This window comes from Thermosipho atlanticus DSM 15807 (assembly GCF_900129985.1).
Lineage (GTDB): Bacteria > Thermotogota > Thermotogae > Thermotogales > Fervidobacteriaceae > Thermosipho_A > Thermosipho_A atlanticus.
The window spans coordinates 1-18351 of record NZ_FQXN01000003.1; the positions used below are offsets into that span (position 1 = coordinate 1).

The following is an 18351-nucleotide window of genomic DNA, read 5'->3' on the forward strand; positions in this document are numbered from 1 at the left end:
GGGAATAATTCAAAGCATGTCAAGAAAGGGAATACCACAAGACAATGGACCTGTAGAAAGCTTCTTTAGTCATTTTAAAGAAGAATTGGTAAAGATACATGTGGAAAAAACAAAAGAAGAATACAAGAGGTTGATATCAGAATATATAAGATTTTACAATGAAGAGAGGTATCAAAAAAGACTAAACAACATGGCTCCGGTGGAGTACCGAAGCCATGCTGTTTGAAAAATTAATAAATTGATTTTTTTTTATTTGTCCCACTTCCGGGGGTAAGTCCATAAATAGGGGCTTATTTCTTTATTAATGTTAGGAATTATTTTTTTTAAGGGTTAGATACATTGTAGGGATGAGATATGTCCAGTATGCGATTGTTTCAATAAGAGAAGGATTACCATTGTATCCGAATAATCCTTTCAAAATGCTTCCTAAAGGTCCATTTTCATTTATAAAAGAGTTAATATCATAGATATGTTCAATTATTATTGGTATGATATATGCTTCTTGAAGTTCATGAATACCATATGCGATTAAACCCGAGGCGAATAAGATTAAAAGAATGTTTGTTATTTTGAAAAAAGTTGAAATATTAATTTTCAATATACCTTTATAAAAAGAATAGCCTATGAAAATAGCAAATAAAATTCCTGTAAAGCCAAATACTATATCCAATGAGTTATCACCTGGAATTGCCGCAAGAAAAATTACTGTTTCGACTCCTTCACGTAATATATTTACTAAAGTTACGAGCATAAGAATTAAAGAAAAGTTTTTAGTATTAAAATTTTTCTTTAATTGGTTGGTTATATTCAAAATGAAATTTTCCTTTGTGTTAATCCAAAGAATAAGGCTAGAAATAAGTAAAGCACCAATAAGTGCAACAAATCCTTCAAATATTTCAGAAGCACGATCACCGAGGTTTTCATTAAGAAGTTTGAAAAAGAAGCCGAAAATTAAACTCAGGATAATACCAGAAAATACACCAAACCATACGTTCTTTTTGAATTTATTTGCCTTATTTTTATTGAGAAATGCAAAAAGTATACCAACTATGAGTGCTGCTTCAAGCGTTTCTCTAAAAGTGATCAAAAATACTGCCATAGATTCACCTCCCCAAAATGTTATTGAGACTCAGTTGCAATATTATTATCTCATAGATGAAATTTTAGTCAAGCTATTGACTAAAAAAAGTTTTTAGGTTAATATATTATTGACCCCTACTCGGTTGTGGGCGAAGCCCCTACTTGGTAGAGGGAATAAATTGTGGAGGTGTAGAAAAGATGGACAAAAAAGAAATCATTAAAGAATTTCAAATTCATGAAGGTGACACGGGAAGCACAGAAGTTCAAATTGCCCTTTTAACTGCTAGAATTAGGCACTTGACAGAACATCTAAAAAAGCATCCAAAGGATTTTCATTCTAGAAGAGGACTTATGAAATTAGTTGGTAGAAGAAGAAAGATTTTGAAATATTTAAGAAACAAGAATCCAGAAGCTTACAAAACAGTAATTCAGAAACTAGGATTAAGAAAATAATTAACGGGGGAGGTTTTAAAACCTCCCCAAATTTTTAAGGAGGGACATAAAAGATTGAATATAAAAGATTTTGATTATTTGTTACCTGAAGAATTAATTGCTCAAAAACCAATTGAACCAAGGGATTCTTCCAGATTAATGGTTTTGAATAGAGAAAAAAGAGTTATAGAGCACAAAATATTTAGGGATATCATAAATTATTTGGGTGAAGGTGACCTTTTGATTAGAAATGTAACTAAGGTAATTCCGGCACGGTTATACGGTAGAAAAATAACGGGTGCAAAAATAGAGCTCCTCCTTTTAGAAAAGATTGATAAGGGAATTTGGGAAGCGTTGGTGAAACCTGGTAGTAAAGTTAAAAAGGGTACTAAAATAATTTTTGGTGAAGATTTAGAAGCAATTTGTAGAGGTTGGGGTGAAGAAGGTTCAAGAATTATAGAATTTAATACTGATAATGAAGAAGATATTTTTAAATATGGTAAGGCACCTTTTCCTCATTATATAAAAAATGAGAATATTTCTTTTGAGAGATACCAAACAGTATATTCAAAAGAAATTGGTTCAGTAGCTGCTCCCACGGCAGGATTGCACTTTACTAAGGGATTATTGCAAAAATTAAAAAGTAAAGGAGTTGTGTTTGCTGATGTAGTGTTGCATGTTGGACTTGGAACTTTTAGACCTGTTAAAGTGGAAAATATTGAAAATCATAAAATGCATTCAGAAACTTATTATGTGCCAAAAGAAACGGTAAAAAAGATAAAAGAATTTAAAAAAAATAAAGGAAGAATTATTGCGGTTGGTACTACTAGTGTGAGAACTCTCGAAACAATAGCTAGGCTTCCTGAGCAAGAACATTATCATGGAAAAACAGATATTTTTATTTATCCACCGTTTGAATTTAGATTAACCGACGCAATTATAACAAATTTTCATCTTCCAAAATCGACATTATTAATGTTGGTTTCAGCATTTGCGGGTAGAGAATTTATATTAGAAGCATATAAAATTGCTGTGCAAGAAAAATACAGATTTTTTTCATTTGGTGATGCTTGTTTTATTTATTAAATTTTACAATTTAGAATATTTAGTAAAACAAATTATATCTTTAAAAGTTAATTAATCTATATTTTAAAATGAATAAAGAAACTTATTTAAATGTTACAATTTAGAAAAAAAACAATATTAACTGTAACTTTTGAAACGAGTAAGTCACATGTTAAATATAAGTAAATATGTTATAATGATAACAGTGATAAATAAAAATGGAGGTGTTGTAATGAAAAAGGTTAATAATGATGACCTAAAAAAGTTTATAGAATATTTAAACGTTCAAAACATCTCTGAGAATACTAAAAAAAATTATATATCAATGGTTGAATCCTTTTTAGATTTTGTAGATGGTGAAGTTACAGTTAATAACGTGAAAAGATGGCTTGATAAGATAAGAAGTAGTTATAAACATACTGCATGGAGACAATATTTTGTTCCATTGCGTTCATTTCTGCAAAGATTTTATCCTTTGATTTTTTCTGAAGTTGTAGAAGATTTAAAAGTGCCTTACAAAAAAGCAGATTACGAAATGATTTCTATTTTGGATTTCTGGAAATTGTATGAGGAAGCAGAAAAAATGGCTAAAAGAGGTAACGAAAAGTATGTTTTACTTGTGGGACTTGCAGGTATTATTGGCTTGAAATCTGGAGAAATTGTTAATTTAAAGGGTACAGATATTCAGGGTGACAAGTTATTTGTTAAAGGAACTAATATTATAACTTATCAAATTGTTCCTCCTATAAATGAATGGTTGAAGAAGTATGAAGGAAAAGATGTTTATTTGATTTCAACTTCTGAGGGTAAACCTGTAAAACCCTCCTATTTAGCTTTAATGTTAAGAGGTTTGCAAAAAAAAGTCGAGATAAGTTTCTCAAAGCCCTTGTCAGTTGAAATTTTGAGAAATGTCGCTGTTGGTAGGCAGGTAATTTCGCAACCTTCGCTTCCATATGTCATGGATCTTTTTAAATATAATTCTACAAAAACAATAGAAGATATAGCAAGATATATTGCCGAAAGAGGAGATTTGAGAACTATTTTATCGGTAGAAGTGGTTGAAGATTTAAATCCAATTTTAGAATTTTTCAGTAAATTAGCTATACCAGTTAGAAAAGTTGAAAACGCTTATATCGTTTCCAGAACAGCTTATATCAAAAGAGGGGAAAAATTTTCTAGGCTTAATACAATTTTTGTTGTTAGGAAACTTGATGAATGGCAAAGTTTTATTGAAAAACTTGGTTATGAAGTTAAAAGGAGAAAAGGTGAAAACTACTTTATCTTTTTGGTTGGAAGATTGAGAGTAGCATTTTACGAATATCCAGAAATTTGATGTATGAAAACCTCCCACGTCTATGGGAGGTTTTATTTATAGATTTTTTCAATATAAGGGCTTGTAAAAGCTCGGAGTGCGCATCCATATGACATGCGGAATTTTACAATGTCTCCAAGCTTATATTGTTGTGAAGAATTTGTAATATCTACAATTGTATGATCACTAGAAGCGTGAAGTATTTCAAGCTCTTTATCAAAAGGTTTTAATCCAGTAGGATCGATATCTTGTTCACCCATAGCAAGGATCAATCGTTTTCTCCAGCCTTTGTCTTCAAAGTGTGGAATTCTTCCCATCGAATCTCTCCCAATTTTTCCTACAGGAATCGATGGTTTATAATCAATTTCGATAATTTCAGCTTCTAAGATAACAGTATCTTGTGAAAGGTAGGAAATTTCCCGATGTCCAGTTGCATCAGTTCCTAGTAAAAGTGCTTCCCCAATTCTGAACTGATTGATTTCACTCGGTAGTTCACCAGATTCAACTAATTTTAAGGCAACTGTATTACCACCAGAAACTATCAACTTTTTACCTAATTTTTTTTCAAGATATTTTTTAATCTTTACCAGTATATTCATATTTTCTTTTGTAGGAAGAACTCCTCCGAAACATCCAAGATTTGTTCCAATTCCTCTAATGGTAACAGTCGACAATCTTTTAGATAAATTTAAAATCTTTTCCGGGGCTTCTTCATACCAAATTCCTTCTCTTAAATCTCCAACATCTATCATATATATAATTTGAATATTTTTATCATATTTTTTTGCAACCTCTTCAACTTTAAGCACGGTTTCTTCTTCTGACACCAATATTTCATCAACATAGTTAACTACTTCTTCAATTTCTGAAAGCATAGGGATTCTGAGTAATTGAAAAGGGCCGGGGATATTATTTTGAACCATTCTTTTGATATTTGAAAGTCTTGAATCTCCCAAAATTTTTATACCTGCTTTTTTTAATACCCAAGCAATTTTTGGATCTCCAAGAACGAGTTTTGTGACTCCTACAAGTTCAATATTATTTTTTCCACATAAATTTTGTAATGTTAAAGCATTTTGGTAAATTTTTTCTAAATCTATTATTAATCGGGGGTAGGACACATAATCGCCTCCTTGAGTATGTTCTATAAGTATTTTAATTGAAAAATAATTTTTTGTAAATATATCAAAAAAATTAATTTAAAAAGTTTTTATAAAGGTTTATGTAATTTCCTCCGAAAATCATTTCAATTTCTTTTGGTGAGAAACCTTTCTTAATAAGGATTTCGCGAAGCTTGAAGAGAGATCTATAACCTGATAAAGAATCCTTAGGAGAATTTCTAAATGCATCACAAAAATCAAGACCCAATGCTATGTATTCAACACCAACTAGTTTAGAAATATGCTCTATATGTTTTGAAAGACCAATTTCATTATTTTCTTCTTCTTTCTCAGTCACGAACATTCCGTTAGCATTTATACCTATTATTCCCCCAGTTTGAGCAATAGCTTTGATTTGTTCATCAGTTAAGTTACGTGGAGAATCATAAATTTTTCTTGCATTTGAATGTGAAGCAATTACTGGCCTGTTTGAAAGTTTCAAAACATCCCAGAATCCGGTTTCATTTAAATGACTTACATCAATTAACATTCCAAGTTTTTGGGCTTCTTTGACGACTTTCTTGCCGAAATTTGTAAGTCCTCCATTTGAGTTTGTTTCTATACCATCGGCAACATAAGTTCTTCTATTCCATGTTAAGCCTAAAAAACGTACTCCCAAATTAAAAAAAATTCTTAATAGATAAATATCTTCATAAATTGGTTCTGAACCTTCGAATGAAAGCATAATTCCCAATAAGTTATTATCAATTGCGTATTTTACATCTTCATAATTTTTGCATAAAATATATTTATTTTCATTTTCTTCAATTTCATAGTAAAGTGAACTAATTTGATCAAGTGCAATTCTAAGTGACATTTCGGGAATATATTCATTCATGATGTAAAGGGAGGAAACAATTATATTTACACCACCCTCTTTTATATCATTTAGAAAATACTTTTTGATGATATTACTTTCACCTTTTCTTCTGCGCTCGAAAACAAGAGGAAGGAGGTCAAAATGACCATCAATTATTACCATGTCATCACTCCTTTTAGTAAAAATAAAAAAGGTGGGACATTCCCACCTTCTTATTTTCCGGCAATATCTATTTCTTCTATTAAAACACTCGGCGTTATAGTCCCTAGAGTTACGAGAATATCATTACCAACATCTTCGATTTTTTTAATAAGTTCAAGGAAATTCCCTGAGATGGTTATTTGTTCTACCGCTCCAATGATTTTACCGTTATCAACTTTGTATCCCCTAGCTCCAAGAGAAAAATCACCTGATATAGGGTTTGCTCCCGAATGCATACCATCTACACTTGTTATAATTAGTCCGTTATCAAGTTTTTTAACAAGGTCGTCGAACGAGCTATTTCCAGGTTGTACCATAAGGTTAATTGGTCCGATTCCTGTCCGTCCAATTGCGTTTCCTGTGGGTTCAACTTTATCCTTTTTAGCAGTTTTTAAATTGTGAAGAAAAGTTTTCAAAACACCATTCTCAATTATAGCTTTTTCTTTTGTAGGAACTCCCTCATCATCAAAAGATCTATTTGTAATGCTTAGGGGATGATACGGAGTATCTATAATGGTTAGCACATCGTTTGAAATCTTTTTATTTAATTTTCCTTTCAAAGGTGACATATTTTTTTGAACATTCTCAGCAGAAATCATTGATTTAAAAAGCCCTAGCATACTGTCAAAGGCAGTGTTTCTGATAATGACTCTGTATTTTCCGCTTTTAACAGTTTTAGCTCCCAAAAGTGATAGAGCTTCATTACAAGCTTTTTTCCCTATTTCTTCTGGATCTAAATCTTCAGGATTTTTTCCAACTTTCATCCAAAAACCAGAATGATTACTACTATCTTGAGATATTGCCATTGCGAAACTATATGCTCCATCGGATTTAGTTTCTAAGTCAAGTCCTAATGTGTTAGAGAGTTTTTTGGTGAATGTAAAATGTTGAAAAAGGGCGTAAGGAACCATAACTATCTTTTTGTCACATTTTGCTGATGCATAAAGTTTTTTTACGAACTCAATTTTTTCTTTAACAGTAAGTTTTTCAAATTTTCCTGAGTAGGTTTGTATTTTTAAATAATTTCCTTTACCATCATAAAAGAAATTTTCGTCTTCACTATCAATTATTTTCCAATTGCTTACTGCTTCGTAAAATGTTTCTTCAGGATTTTCTAAAGTTTCAGTTGTAGATTTTCCAATTTTTCCATTTTTTAGGACTTTTAAAACAACAAAAAATTTAGATGCGTCAGTGTATTGATCAATGTCATCATTTGCATATCTTATTGAAAATTCACGTTCGTCGTTAAATTCTATTTGAGCTTCGAACCCTTCTTTTTTTGAAAGAGTGAAAATTTTTTCTTTGAATTCATTGTATGTCATTTATTTCGCCCCCCAACAGTTATTTCAGAAACTCTTATGGTAGGTTGTCCTACGTCTGCAGGAATGGAACCAGAAACTGAACCACACATTCCTTGACCTCTATCTATATCGTTTCCCACCATGTCGATTTTTTGTATTATTTCATATCCTTTTCCTATTAAAGTTGCTCCTTTTACTGGTTTAGTTATTCTTCCATTTTCTATTAGATAGGCTTCCATTACTGCAAAATTAAATTCACCAGTACCGGGAATTACCGAACCACCTCCCATAGTTTTTGCATAAAGGCCATATTCTGTTGCAGCGATTATTTCTTCAGGATAGTAATCTCCAGGAAGGATAAATGTGTTACTCATTCTTGATGTAGGTGCAAATGTGTAATCTTGTCTTCTCCCACTTCCTGTACTTTTCATTCCCATTCTTCTTCCACCGAGTTTATCGATCAAATATCCAACTAATATACCTTTATCAATTAGCAGATTTCTTTGTGTAGGAGTTCCTTCATCATCAATATTTGCTGAACCCCAAGCATTTGGAATTGTTGCATCGTCAACTGCCGAAACACATTCAGCAGCAACTTTTTGACCTAATTTTCCTGCAAAAACAGATGCGCCTTTTGCAACTGCTGTCGCTTCTAAAGCGTGTCCTACAGCTTCATGAAAGATGACACCACCAAATTCATTGGAAATTACAACAGGCATTTTCCCTGCAGGTGCTGGTTCAGCATCTACCATTCTAACTGCGATTCTTGCAGCCCTTTTTGCTGCATCTTCAACGTTTAATCTATCAAAGAATTCAAAACCCATTCCTGCACCTGGACCGTAAAATCCTCTTTCCATATTTCCATTGTGCTCTGCTATAGCACTTATCATTAGCCTTGTTCTAATTCTTCTATCTTCGGCCCATACACCTTCAGAATTGGTAACTAATATTTCTTGATCATAGTCCCAGTACATAATTGCAACTTGCTTGATTAGTTTTGAAAAGTTCTTAGCTGAATAATATGCTCTTTTCATTACTTCTACTTTTTTATTTTTTTCAACATCTTTTGGATAAAAATAAACAATATGCTTGTTTTTTAATTTTTTATCATCGAAATCAAGTACAATATCATTTAATTTGCTTTCACCGAGGGCTTCACCCACTCTTTTTGCAACTGAAAGCAAATTTTCCCTTTCAAGAACGTTAGTATATGCATATATAGCTTTGTTGTTCAAAAATCCTCTTATGCCTACGCCGACAATTGTGCCAGTGCTTGCATTTTCCAATTTTCCGTCTTTTAATTCGAATTTGCTTTCATATTTTTTTTCAACAAAAACTTCTGCAAAATCTCCTCCAAATTTAAGTACAGTTCCAATAACATCGTGAATAATACTCCTATCAAGCACTCTATCACTCCTTTCAGTTTTTTTCGATTAATCTTAATAGAGCTTTTGCAGCTAATAAAGTTCCGTCTTTTTCATAACCTTCAATTCCAAGCATAGTCCTTATTTCACCGACTTTTACACCAGTTTCAAACATTTTTTCAATAAATATTTTTGCAATCTTATGATGTTTTTCTTTCATTTGTACTGCTCCAAATGGATTAGCAAAATAGGAGGTGGTAATGCCTACTTCAGAAGTTGTACCTTTAGCCATCCGTTTTCCTTCGGAAAAAACCTCTAAAGCTTCTTGTGGAGTTTTGAAAAATACAATTCTTTCACTGTCATTTTTTACTTCTGTATAATTGTTTGCATACAAAAAGTAGTCAATGGGTGTAGGCTGGATAATGTCTTTATAATTATTAAATGGAACAATAACTCTTGCATTTATTCTATCCGGATTCATAAATATACTTCTGTCCATCGTATGATACGCATATCCTGGTGGAAGATCATCAAGCCTTACAAAAGCGCCAGTTTCTGTTCCATATGCTACAACTTTTCCGTCCAAAATATCTAGACTACCCATGTCATCAATTATTATGTTAACTTCTGCGACTTCATCAAGTCTATTTAAAGCATCTAATGTTTCACTTTTTCCTGCTCCACTATCACCTACAAACATTGCGACAGCACTTTTTCCCGATTTTAGAGTAATTTTTGCCATTGAACCATGAATAGGGAGTTTGTTTCTGTCAATTTTAATTAGATTATGAACGGTTAATGTGGTTTTCTTCATATAGCCGAAATAATCGTTTTCATCAAAATCCGGAATTATTCCAACATATATATCATTTATTGAATCTTTAAAAACTACAGCATTTTTCCATTTTGTGTTGAACTTGAACCCAGGTATTAATTTAGGATTTACTCCGAATATAACAATACCATCGGGTTTTTTCATTCTAATAATTTTTGGTGAAGCAATTTCAAACAAATTAGCAAGGCCAGCGCCGTGAGCCAAATATTCTTTATGTACGATATTAAAAAACAACAAATCTCCAACCAAAATAGGAATTCTAAACCATTCATTTTTGGACAACTTTATTTTTTCTATAATTGAATCAGATTCTACTGGGATTATCCCCTTTCTTTTGTTAGATTTGGTATAAAAAATAGCTGGTGGATCAAAAATTGCTCCCCAGATAGTTGGAATTTTACCTAAGAATTGGTTATCAAAGCATTCGCATTTTATATAATCATATAAAAACATTACTTGGGCTCCACTTGGAAGTTGCCTCATCACTTTTGGAAATTCATTTGTGGTATTTGTAATTAATTGTCTATACATGTTTTTAATTACTGCTTTGAATTGATCTGCAACCATTGTCATTGTATATTCTAAACTAGCTCTTCTATTGTAATCATCTACATATTTTTCATACCTGATCATAAATCTATGTTTATTTCTCCAGAATGAGTAGAAACTTTCTATAAATTTTTCGAGTTCTACTGGATTTACGTAGTCGAGTAAGTTTGTTATGTCTTTTATATTCCTCATTGATAAAAGATGAAGGTACTCAATTAATCTTTTTATATCGATTTCATTACCTATACGAAAAGGTTTTAAAGTTTTTAAAAGAGGGCTATTTTTTTCTACAATCAGATTCACAAACTCTTTCATCAATTCTTCAAATTTTCTATGTCCCATGATTTGACTAAAATTCGTATAAATAATTGAGCCATCAATAATAACAGTTCGATTCATTTTAAAACCTCCTTTAACAAACTATATAATCTGTCTTGGTTAATTAAGTATAAATAACCAACTAATACTTCAAACCCAGTACTTTTCCTATAAGCGGGATCGTTTCCATATTTACTTGCTCCTTTGCTGTTTATTCCTCTTTTAACAAATGATAACTCCTCTTCGTTTAAAAGTGGAAGGAGAGCATCTAATATCTCTGCTTGGTTTTTTCTATTAACAATACTGTGGGTGTTTTTATGAAGGTTATAAGCAGAGGTTTTCTTAAAATAGCTTAACTTTATGAACAAGTTAAAAACAGCATCTCCAATATATGCTAACGAATCAGTTGGAATTTCTCTAATATCAACATTTGGATGAACTTTCTCAAAAATATTCAACTTTCTCGCCTCCTAGTTTACTATAATTATACCTTAAAAATTTTTTTTGGTGTTAATATTGACTATTTTTTCAAAATATGATAAATTTAACTGTGTAGAGGGGCCGTAGCTCAATTGGGAGAGCGCTACCATGGCACGGTAGAGGCAGTGGGTTCGAATCCCATCGGCTCCACCATTAGGAAGGGAGGTTACACCTCCCTTCCTTTTTTTATATCTCATGTTAAACGATTGAGAAAACGAAAGAAATACGGTATTATTTAGGTATAATATCTGTTAATTACTAATAATCAAAGATATTCGGGCTTCACATTTTTGATATTTTTGGTAAACTTAAATTAGCAGTCGATTAATAAGAGTGATAACACAAAAATTTTGAAAGGGGGTACGACTATGAAAGTCAGACCATTGGGTTCAAGACTCTTAATTAAACCTATAACGGAAGAAAAAAGAACAGAAGGTGGAATTGTTCTTCCAGATACCGCAAAGGAAAAACCTATGAAGGCTGAAGTTATTGCTGTAGGTAACATAGAAGATTCAGATATTGAGATTAACGTTGGGGATAAAGTTATATTCTCGAAATATTCGGGTACGGAAATAAAGATTGAAGATGAAGATTACATTATTATTGATTTAGATGACATATTAGCAAAAATTGAAGACTAATAAACCGAGGAGGTGACGCGATATGGCAAAGTTGTTAAGATTCAGTGAAGAAGCAAGAAGAGCTCTTGAAAGAGGAGTTGATGCGGTAGCAGATGCAGTGAAAATTACATTGGGCCCCAAAGGTAGGAATGTAGTTATTGAAAAATCATGGGGTAGTCCAACAATTACTAACGATGGTGTTTCTATAGCAAAAGAAATTGAATTAGAAGATAAATTTGAAAATCTTGGAGCACAACTTGTTAAGGAAGTTGCAAGTAAGACAAATGATGTAGCAGGTGATGGTACAACAACAGCAACAGTTCTTGCACAAGCTATGATTAAAGAAGGAATTAAAAATGTTACTGCAGGAGCAAATCCAATACTTGTAAAAAGAGGAATTGAAAAAGCAGTAAAAGTTGCTGTTGAAGAAATCAAGAATATTTCTAAGAAACTAACAAGTTCCGATGATATTGCTCATGTAGCATCTATAAGCGCTAACAGTGAAGAAATTGGAAAGTTAATTGCTGAAGCAATGGAAAAAGTTGGAGAAGATGGTGTAATAACTGTTGAAGATAGCAAATCAATTGATACTTTTGTGGAATTTACCGAAGGTATGCAATTTGATAGAGGATACATATCTCCATATTTTGTAACTGATCCTGAAAAGATGGAAGTAGTTTACAATGAACCATTCATTCTTATTACTGACAGAAAACTTTCAAATATAAAACCACTTATTCCAATTCTTGAAAAAGTAGCTCAAACTGGAAAACCATTAGTAATTATTGCTGAAGATGTTGAAGGTGAAGCATTAACAACTCTTGTTCTCAATAAACTTAAAGGAACACTCAATACTGTAGCAGTAAAAGCACCTGGTTTTGGTGATAGGAGAAAGGCAATGCTTCAAGATATTGCAATTCTTACTGGTGGAATTGTTGCAAGTGAAGAGGTAGGAATTGATCTTGAAAAGTTAGAACTTACAGATCTTGGAAAAGCAGATGTTGTTAGGGTTAAGAAAGATGAAACAATAATTGTTGGTGGACACGGCGATCAAGAAGAAATTAAGAAGAGAATTTCTCAAATAAAAGCACAAATTGAACAAACAACTTCAGAATACGAAAAAGAAACTTTACAAGAAAGAATGGCAAAATTAGCTGGTGGAGTAGCTGTTATAAAAGTTGGTGCTGCAACTGAAACAGAATTAAAAGAGAAAAAACATAGAATTGAAGATGCTCTTAGTGCTACTAGGGCAGCAGTTGAAGAAGGAATTGTTCCTGGTGGAGGAATAACTTTACTTAGATCTAGAAAAGCAGTAGAAAAAGTTGTTGAAGAACTCGATGGTGACGAGAAAATTGGTGCAAAAATTGTTTACGAAGCTCTTTCAGCTCCAATCATTCAAATTGCTAAAAATGCAGGTTATGAAGGTGCAATAATTATTCATAAAGTTCTTGAAAAAGATGAACCTGCATATGGATTTGACGCATTACGTGGAGAATATTGTAACATGTTTGAACGTGGAATAATTGATCCTGCAAAAGTTACAAGAAGCGCTCTTCAAAATGCCGCTTCAATTGCTGGAATGCTCTTAACAACAGAAGTACTTGTTGTTGAAAAACCAGAACCAAAAAATAATACCCCAACACCAGAAATGCCAGAATATTAATTAAAGTAAAAAACTAATAAAGAGGGCTGGTACTCGTGCCAGCCCTCTTTTTATTTACACTGGATTAACAAAATAAATATTTACAATTTAAATAATTATGATATACTATAATTAGGATAAACTAATTAAGGAGGCGGAATTATGTCCAAATTACTTCAAGTAAATAATCTGCACGCAGTATTGAATGAAAATGACACGGAAATATTAAAAGGCGTTAATCTTGAAATGGATAAAGATGAACTCCATGTTATTATGGGCCCGAATGGTTCAGGAAAATCTACGTTAGCTAATGTAATTATGGGGAATTCAAAATATAGGGTTACTAGTGGTGATATTATATTCGAAGGTGAAAGTATAAAAGAACTTTCTACTGATGAAAGGGCTAAAAAAGGTATTTTTATGACTTTTCAAAATCCTTTTGAAATAGAAGGTATAAAATTTAGTACATTCTTAATTACTGCTTATAGAAAGCTTCATGGAGATCAAGAGTCATTTGCAGAATTAAATAATATTTTGAAAGATAGAGTGGAAAAATTGGCAGTTTCGGAAGATTTTCTTGATCGTTTCTTAAATTTTGGTTTTTCAGGTGGTGAAAAAAAGAAATCAGAAATTTTGCAAGCTTATTTTTTAAAACCGAAACTTTTGATACTAGATGAAATTGATTCAGGACTTGACGTTGATGCATTAAGAATTGTGGCGGAACAAATAAAAGAGATAAGAAAAAATGGAACGTCTGTTCTTATAATTACACATTACAAAAGAATATTAAATTATCTTGATGTTGATAAAGTTCATATATATATTGATGGTAAAATTGTGATGACTGGTGGTTTAGAACTTGCAAATGAAGTTGAAGAAAAAGGTTATACAATTGTTAAGGGGTGATGAAATGAATAATTTAGAGTTTAATGATGATAAATTTAATTATATTGCTGATATTGAAATTGAATATAAAACTTTACCGGGGTTAACAAAAGAAGTTATAGAAGAAATTTCTGATGTAAAAAATGAACCAGAATGGATGAAAGAATTAAGAATAAAATCATTGAAAATTTTTCAAACTTGGCATGATCCAAGGTTTGGGGTAGATATTTCAGAACTTGACTTAAATAAGATAATTCCTTACATTAAACCTAAGGCCAAGAAAACAGCTACTTGGGAGGAAGTTCCTGAGGAAATAAAAAATGCGTTTGATAAGCTGGGGATTCCTGAGGCTGAAAGAAAGTATTTTGCAGGAGTAGGAGCTCAATTCGATTCGGAAATCGTATATCAAAATATAAAAACAGAACTTCAAAAACTTGGAATTATTTTTTTGGATATGGAAACGGCAGTAAAAGAGTATCCAGATCTAGTAAAAGAATATTTTATGAAGCTGGTTCCACCACATGATCATAAATTTGCAGCTTTGCATGGGGCAATATGGAGTGGTGGAACATTTTTGTATGTTCCAAAGGGTGTGAAAGTTCCTTTGCCACTTCAAGCGTATTTTTTGATGAGTAATCCTGGAATGAGTCAACTCGAACATACAATTATTGTTGCAGACGAAGGTTCAGAGGTGACGTTTATAGAAGGTTGTTCAGCACCAAGGTATAATGTAATCAACCTTCACACTGGAATGGTTGAAATTTATGTAAAAAAAGATGCAAAAGTTAAATATATGACCATTCAAAATTGGAGTAAGAATACTTACAATTTGAATACTAAAAGAGCAATAATTGAAGAAAATGGAGTTATGTCTTGGGTTTCAGGTTCACTTGGCAGTATGAAAACAATGTTATATCCCATGACTATATTAAAAGGTAAAGGAGCAAAATCAGAGAGTTTAGGAATAACATATGCTGGACCTGGCCAACATATGGACACGGGTTCAAAAGTCGTGCATTTGGCTCCATATACAAGTTCCACAATTGATGCAAGAAGTATAAGTGTTGGTGGTGGTTGGGCATTTTATAGAGGATTACTTAGAATAGGAAAGGATGCCGAAAAAAGTAAATCTCATGTTCAATGTTCTGCTTTGATGTTAGATAATAAGTCGAAAAGTGATACAGTACCAATTATAGAGGTATATAACAGTAATTCTGATATTGGGCACGAAGCGAGAATTGGAAGAATAAAAGATGATCAGATTTTTTACTTGATGTCTCGAGGGCTAACTGAAGCTGAAGCAAAAAGTCTTATAGTAAAAGGATTTATTGAACCGATAGTGAAGAGCCTACCATTTGAATACGCTGTAGAGTTAAATAGGCTTATTGAAATGGAAATAGAATCATCAATAGGGTGAGGTGGAATATAATGGAAAAAAATCTTGAACTTATTTTAGAACATGAGAAAGCAATATTGACACCACCTAAAGAAGTTTTCGATGGTGATTATGATGAAAAAACCTTTATTAATGCACTTGAATCGTTAAAAAATAGTTATGCTAAAAAATATTTGGTGGAAAAATATGGAGAATATATAAAGTATGGTTTTCCTATATGGAAAAGAATGAAAATTGATAATATACAATTGCCAAATTATAAATATGAAAATTACTTTGAATCGTTAACTGAGAAACAACTTCGAACTATTTTGGAATATGATTTTGAAGGAAGTCATAGAAAGTATGTACTTCTTTCTGATGTGTTTTCTTCTAAGGGAAAATTTTACGAAATAAATAGTTCTGAAGTGCATATTAGTGAGTATTCAGATGAAATAACGAATGATTTCTACGAGATTTCAGATTCTTTAACACTTGTAAGAATTATAAGAAATAGAAGTTTTAGTAATAATACTGTAAGAATTCTTGTGAAAGATGGTGCAGATTTGAATCTTTATAATTTATACTTAACTGAGGAAAATTCGTTTGGAAACAGTAATTTGTTTATTTGGACTGAAAATAATGCAAAAGTAAAGGTAAGAGATTTTTTTGCAGGTAAAGGAAAATTGGCAAATTATTTAGGAATGAAAATGAATGGTAGGGGAGCTAATATAGATATAAAGCCTTACTTTCTTGGAGATGGAAACGCAATTTTTGATTTGTTGTATCTTTTAAGATTTGTAGGTCAAGAAAATATAGGTAAAGTAAAAGCAGAAGGAGCATTATCTGGAAAAGCAAAAATAATATTTCGTGGTATACTAGATATTAAAAGAGGAGCAAAAAATGTTGAAGCACAAGAGGAAGAAAAGTGTGTTTTATTGTCTAAAGATTCAACAATGGAAGCAATTCCTAGTTTACTTGTTGACGAGAATGAAATTGTTGCATCTCATGCTGCAAGTTCAGCACCGATTGATAGTGAATCGATCTTTTATTTGATGTCGAGAGGTTTTTCTGAAGAGGAAGCTAAAAAGTACATAATTAACGGTATTTTTGAATCATTAATAATTGAATTATCTAATTTTAACATTGAGGGGTTGATCAAGGGTGTTCTTGACAAATATACAAAATGATTTTCCCGTGCTTTCTAGAAAAGTTAATGGACATAGAATAGTTTATTTGGATAGTGCAGCAAGTAGCTTAAAACCAAGACAGGTAATTGATGAAATACATGATTTTTATTTAAATCATTATTCTAATGTTTATAGGGCTGTGCATACTTTGTCTTCTGAATCAACAGAAAGAGTTGAGAAAGCTAGAAATATTATTGCGTCTTTTTTGAATGTAAATCCTGAAGAAATAATTTTTACCAGTGGTACTACAATGTCTTTGAATACGATTGTTGAAAGTATGTTACGGTGTGGCTATTTAAGAAAAGATGATACTGTATTGGTTACCGCAGTGGAACATCATGCAAATTTTGTGCCTTGGGTAAGATTGTCAAAGTTACATGGTTTTAAAGTAGAGTTTATTATGCCTAGTGGAAGATTTGGTACGTTGGAAGAAAAAGATTTCTTGAAATATAAAAATTCTAGTCCAAAAATAGTTAGCGTCACTGGTCATTCCAATGTAACTGGTCAAGTAGTTAATTTAAAAATGGTTAGAAATTTATTTCCAAAATCCATTTTTATAGTTGATGGAGCGCAGTTGATTCCACATGATAAGATTGATGTTAAAGATTTAGATATAGATTTTTTGGCTTTTTCAGCCCATAAAATGTTGGGGCCTTCTGGAGTAGGAGTATTATTTGGTAAAAGAAAATTTTTAGAAGAAATGGAACCGTTTATGTACGGTGGTGAGATGATAGATAAAGTAGGTTTTGAAGATGTAAGTTTTAATGAATTGCCATACAAGTTTGAAGCTGGAACTCCAAATATTGCTGGAATAGTAGGTTTTGGTGAAGCTATAAAATATTTAGAAAATTTAGATTTTGGAAAAATAAAAAAACATATTTATGACTTAACAAATTATGCTTTGGAGAGATTGAAACAACTAAATGGTATCGAAATTTATGGTCCAACAGATCAAAGACATTTAGGAATAATTAGTTTTAATCTTGAAGGTATTCATCCACATGATGTAGCACATTTGCTGGATGAACACTTTGGAGTAGCTGTGAGAAGTGGTCATCATTGTGCGCAACCTCTTATGACAGTGTTAAAAAATGAAAGCAAACTTTCATTATTCCCTAATGGAACCTGTAGAGCAAGTTTTTATATCTACAATACAAAAGAAGATATTGAAATATTCGTTGAAGGTTTAAAAAAGATTAAGGAGTGGTTTGATGTACAATGAACTTATAATGGATTATTCAAAGCTTCAAAAATATAAAGGAAAACTTGATGATGCAATAGTTCAAGAAGGTAAGAATTTGTCCTGTGGCGATGAAATAATTTTATATTTAAAAATTGAGGGAAACAAAGTTGTAGATGCAAAATTTGAAGGAATAGGATGTGCAATTAGTCAAGCTTCAGCAAACTTGATGATTGAGAATATTGTGGGTAAAACTTTAGAAGAAATTGAGGTCATAAAAAAACATGTTTTAGCTATGGCAAAAGGCGAAAAATATGATAAGGAAAAACTTGGTCTGATTTCAGAATTTTCAGATATAAAAAATTATCCAATGAGAATAAAATGTTTCCTCCTTTCTTGGAAAACATTAGAGCTTTTGTTAAATAAATCCAAATAGGTAAATAAAGTTTTTTTATTGAGTATTGAAAAAGATATTGAAATATTTTGTATGGATGGTATAATTAAATTGCTGCGTAAAATGTGTAAAATAGACCGTTGACGGA

General features: G+C 31.8%; 18 protein-coding genes and 1 tRNA gene. 12 read left to right on the top strand and 7 right to left on the bottom strand.

From position 1 onward, the window contains the following. A partial coding sequence (locus BUB65_RS04010) for an integrase core domain-containing protein (protein ID WP_143606678.1) occupies positions 1-226 on the top strand: 226 nt, incomplete at its 5' end. 81 nt (positions 227-307) lie between these two features. On the opposite strand, the gene BUB65_RS04015 is transcribed toward BUB65_RS04010, so the two are convergent. Next, positions 308-1099 (bottom strand): FTR1 family iron permease, encoded by a 792-nt coding sequence (locus BUB65_RS04015; RefSeq protein WP_073072528.1) that lies wholly within the window; start codon positions 1097-1099, stop codon positions 308-310. Between the two features lie 179 nt (positions 1100-1278). Here BUB65_RS04015 and rpsO point away from each other — a divergent pair, with 179 nt between their 5' ends. The 3 genes from rpsO (at position 1279) to BUB65_RS04030 (ending at position 3910) form a co-directional block, all read left to right on the top strand. After that, positions 1279-1533, top strand: a complete 255-nt coding sequence (rpsO, locus tag BUB65_RS04020) for a 30S ribosomal protein S15 (RefSeq protein WP_073072530.1) — start codon at positions 1279-1281, stop codon at positions 1531-1533. A gap of 54 nt (positions 1534-1587) precedes the next feature. Beyond that, positions 1588-2598 (top strand): tRNA preQ1(34) S-adenosylmethionine ribosyltransferase-isomerase QueA, encoded by a 1011-nt coding sequence (queA, locus tag BUB65_RS04025; RefSeq protein WP_073072533.1) that lies wholly within the window; start codon positions 1588-1590, stop codon positions 2596-2598. Between the two features lie 211 nt (positions 2599-2809). After that, positions 2810-3910, top strand: a complete 1101-nt coding sequence (locus BUB65_RS04030) for a site-specific integrase (RefSeq protein ID WP_073072535.1) — start codon at positions 2810-2812, stop codon at positions 3908-3910. Positions 3911-3942: 32 nt separating this feature from the next. On the opposite strand, the gene BUB65_RS04035 is transcribed toward BUB65_RS04030, so the two are convergent. From BUB65_RS04035 to BUB65_RS04060, 6 genes are all read right to left on the bottom strand, one after another. Next, the gene (locus BUB65_RS04035; RefSeq protein ID WP_073072537.1) at positions 3943-5010 is read right to left on the bottom strand and encodes an alanine/ornithine racemase family PLP-dependent enzyme; all 1068 of its coding nucleotides are present in this window, start codon (positions 5008-5010) and stop codon (positions 3943-3945) included. A gap of 73 nt (positions 5011-5083) precedes the next feature. Then, positions 5084-6031: a dipeptidase gene (locus BUB65_RS04040; protein ID WP_073072539.1), complete on the bottom strand. Its 948-nt coding sequence runs from the start codon at positions 6029-6031 to the stop codon at positions 5084-5086. Positions 6032-6081: 50 nt separating this feature from the next. Further along, positions 6082-7392 carry a TldD/PmbA family protein gene (locus tag BUB65_RS04045; protein ID WP_073072540.1) on the bottom strand — a complete coding sequence of 437 codons (1311 nt, stop codon included), beginning with the start codon at positions 7390-7392 and terminating at the stop codon, positions 6082-6084. Beyond that, a complete protein-coding gene (locus BUB65_RS04050) occupies positions 7389-8777 on the bottom strand; it encodes a TldD/PmbA family protein (RefSeq protein ID WP_073072541.1) in 1389 nt (462 codons plus the stop codon). Before BUB65_RS04050 ends, BUB65_RS04045 begins: the two co-directional genes overlap by 4 nt. Positions 8778-8790: 13 nt before the next feature. After that, positions 8791-10518 carry a hypothetical protein gene (locus BUB65_RS04055; protein WP_073072542.1) on the bottom strand — a complete coding sequence of 576 codons (1728 nt, stop codon included), beginning with the start codon at positions 10516-10518 and terminating at the stop codon, positions 8791-8793. Beyond that, positions 10515-10895, bottom strand: a complete 381-nt coding sequence (locus tag BUB65_RS04060; protein WP_073072543.1) for a ribonuclease III domain-containing protein — start codon at positions 10893-10895, stop codon at positions 10515-10517. Before BUB65_RS04060 ends, BUB65_RS04055 begins: the two co-directional genes overlap by 4 nt. A 99-nt stretch (positions 10896-10994) precedes the next feature. Between BUB65_RS04060 and BUB65_RS04065 the strand changes: the two genes are divergently transcribed. The 8 genes from BUB65_RS04065 (at position 10995) to sufU (ending at position 18245) form a co-directional block, all read left to right on the top strand. Continuing rightward, positions 10995-11070: transfer RNA gene (locus tag BUB65_RS04065), tRNA-Ala, on the top strand. Positions 11071-11285: 215 nt separating this feature from the next. After that, a complete protein-coding gene (gene groES, locus BUB65_RS04070; protein WP_073072546.1) occupies positions 11286-11558 on the top strand; it encodes a co-chaperone GroES in 273 nt (90 codons plus the stop codon). Between the two features lie 22 nt (positions 11559-11580). Further along, positions 11581-13200: a chaperonin GroEL gene (gene groL, locus BUB65_RS04075; protein ID WP_073072548.1), complete on the top strand. Its 1620-nt coding sequence runs from the start codon at positions 11581-11583 to the stop codon at positions 13198-13200. Positions 13201-13341: 141 nt separating this feature from the next. Then, a complete protein-coding gene (gene sufC, locus BUB65_RS04080; RefSeq protein ID WP_073072550.1) occupies positions 13342-14085 on the top strand; it encodes a Fe-S cluster assembly ATPase SufC in 744 nt (247 codons plus the stop codon). Positions 14086-14089: 4 nt separating this feature from the next. Further along, complete coding sequence (gene sufB, locus BUB65_RS04085) at positions 14090-15481, top strand: Fe-S cluster assembly protein SufB (protein WP_073072984.1); 1392 nt, start codon at positions 14090-14092, stop codon at positions 15479-15481. 11 nt (positions 15482-15492) lie between these two features. Beyond that, on the top strand, positions 15493-16629 hold the full coding sequence (locus tag BUB65_RS04090) for a SufD family Fe-S cluster assembly protein (protein WP_073072552.1): 1137 nt from the start codon (positions 15493-15495) through the stop codon (positions 16627-16629). Continuing rightward, the gene (locus BUB65_RS04095) at positions 16604-17851 is read left to right on the top strand and encodes a SufS family cysteine desulfurase (RefSeq protein ID WP_073072554.1); all 1248 of its coding nucleotides are present in this window, start codon (positions 16604-16606) and stop codon (positions 17849-17851) included. The genes BUB65_RS04090 and BUB65_RS04095 overlap by 26 nt, the downstream gene beginning before the upstream one ends. Beyond that, positions 17841-18245: a Fe-S cluster assembly sulfur transfer protein SufU gene (gene sufU, locus BUB65_RS04100; RefSeq protein ID WP_073072557.1), complete on the top strand. Its 405-nt coding sequence runs from the start codon at positions 17841-17843 to the stop codon at positions 18243-18245. Before BUB65_RS04095 ends, sufU begins: the two co-directional genes overlap by 11 nt. Positions 18246-18351 lie beyond the last annotated feature (106 nt).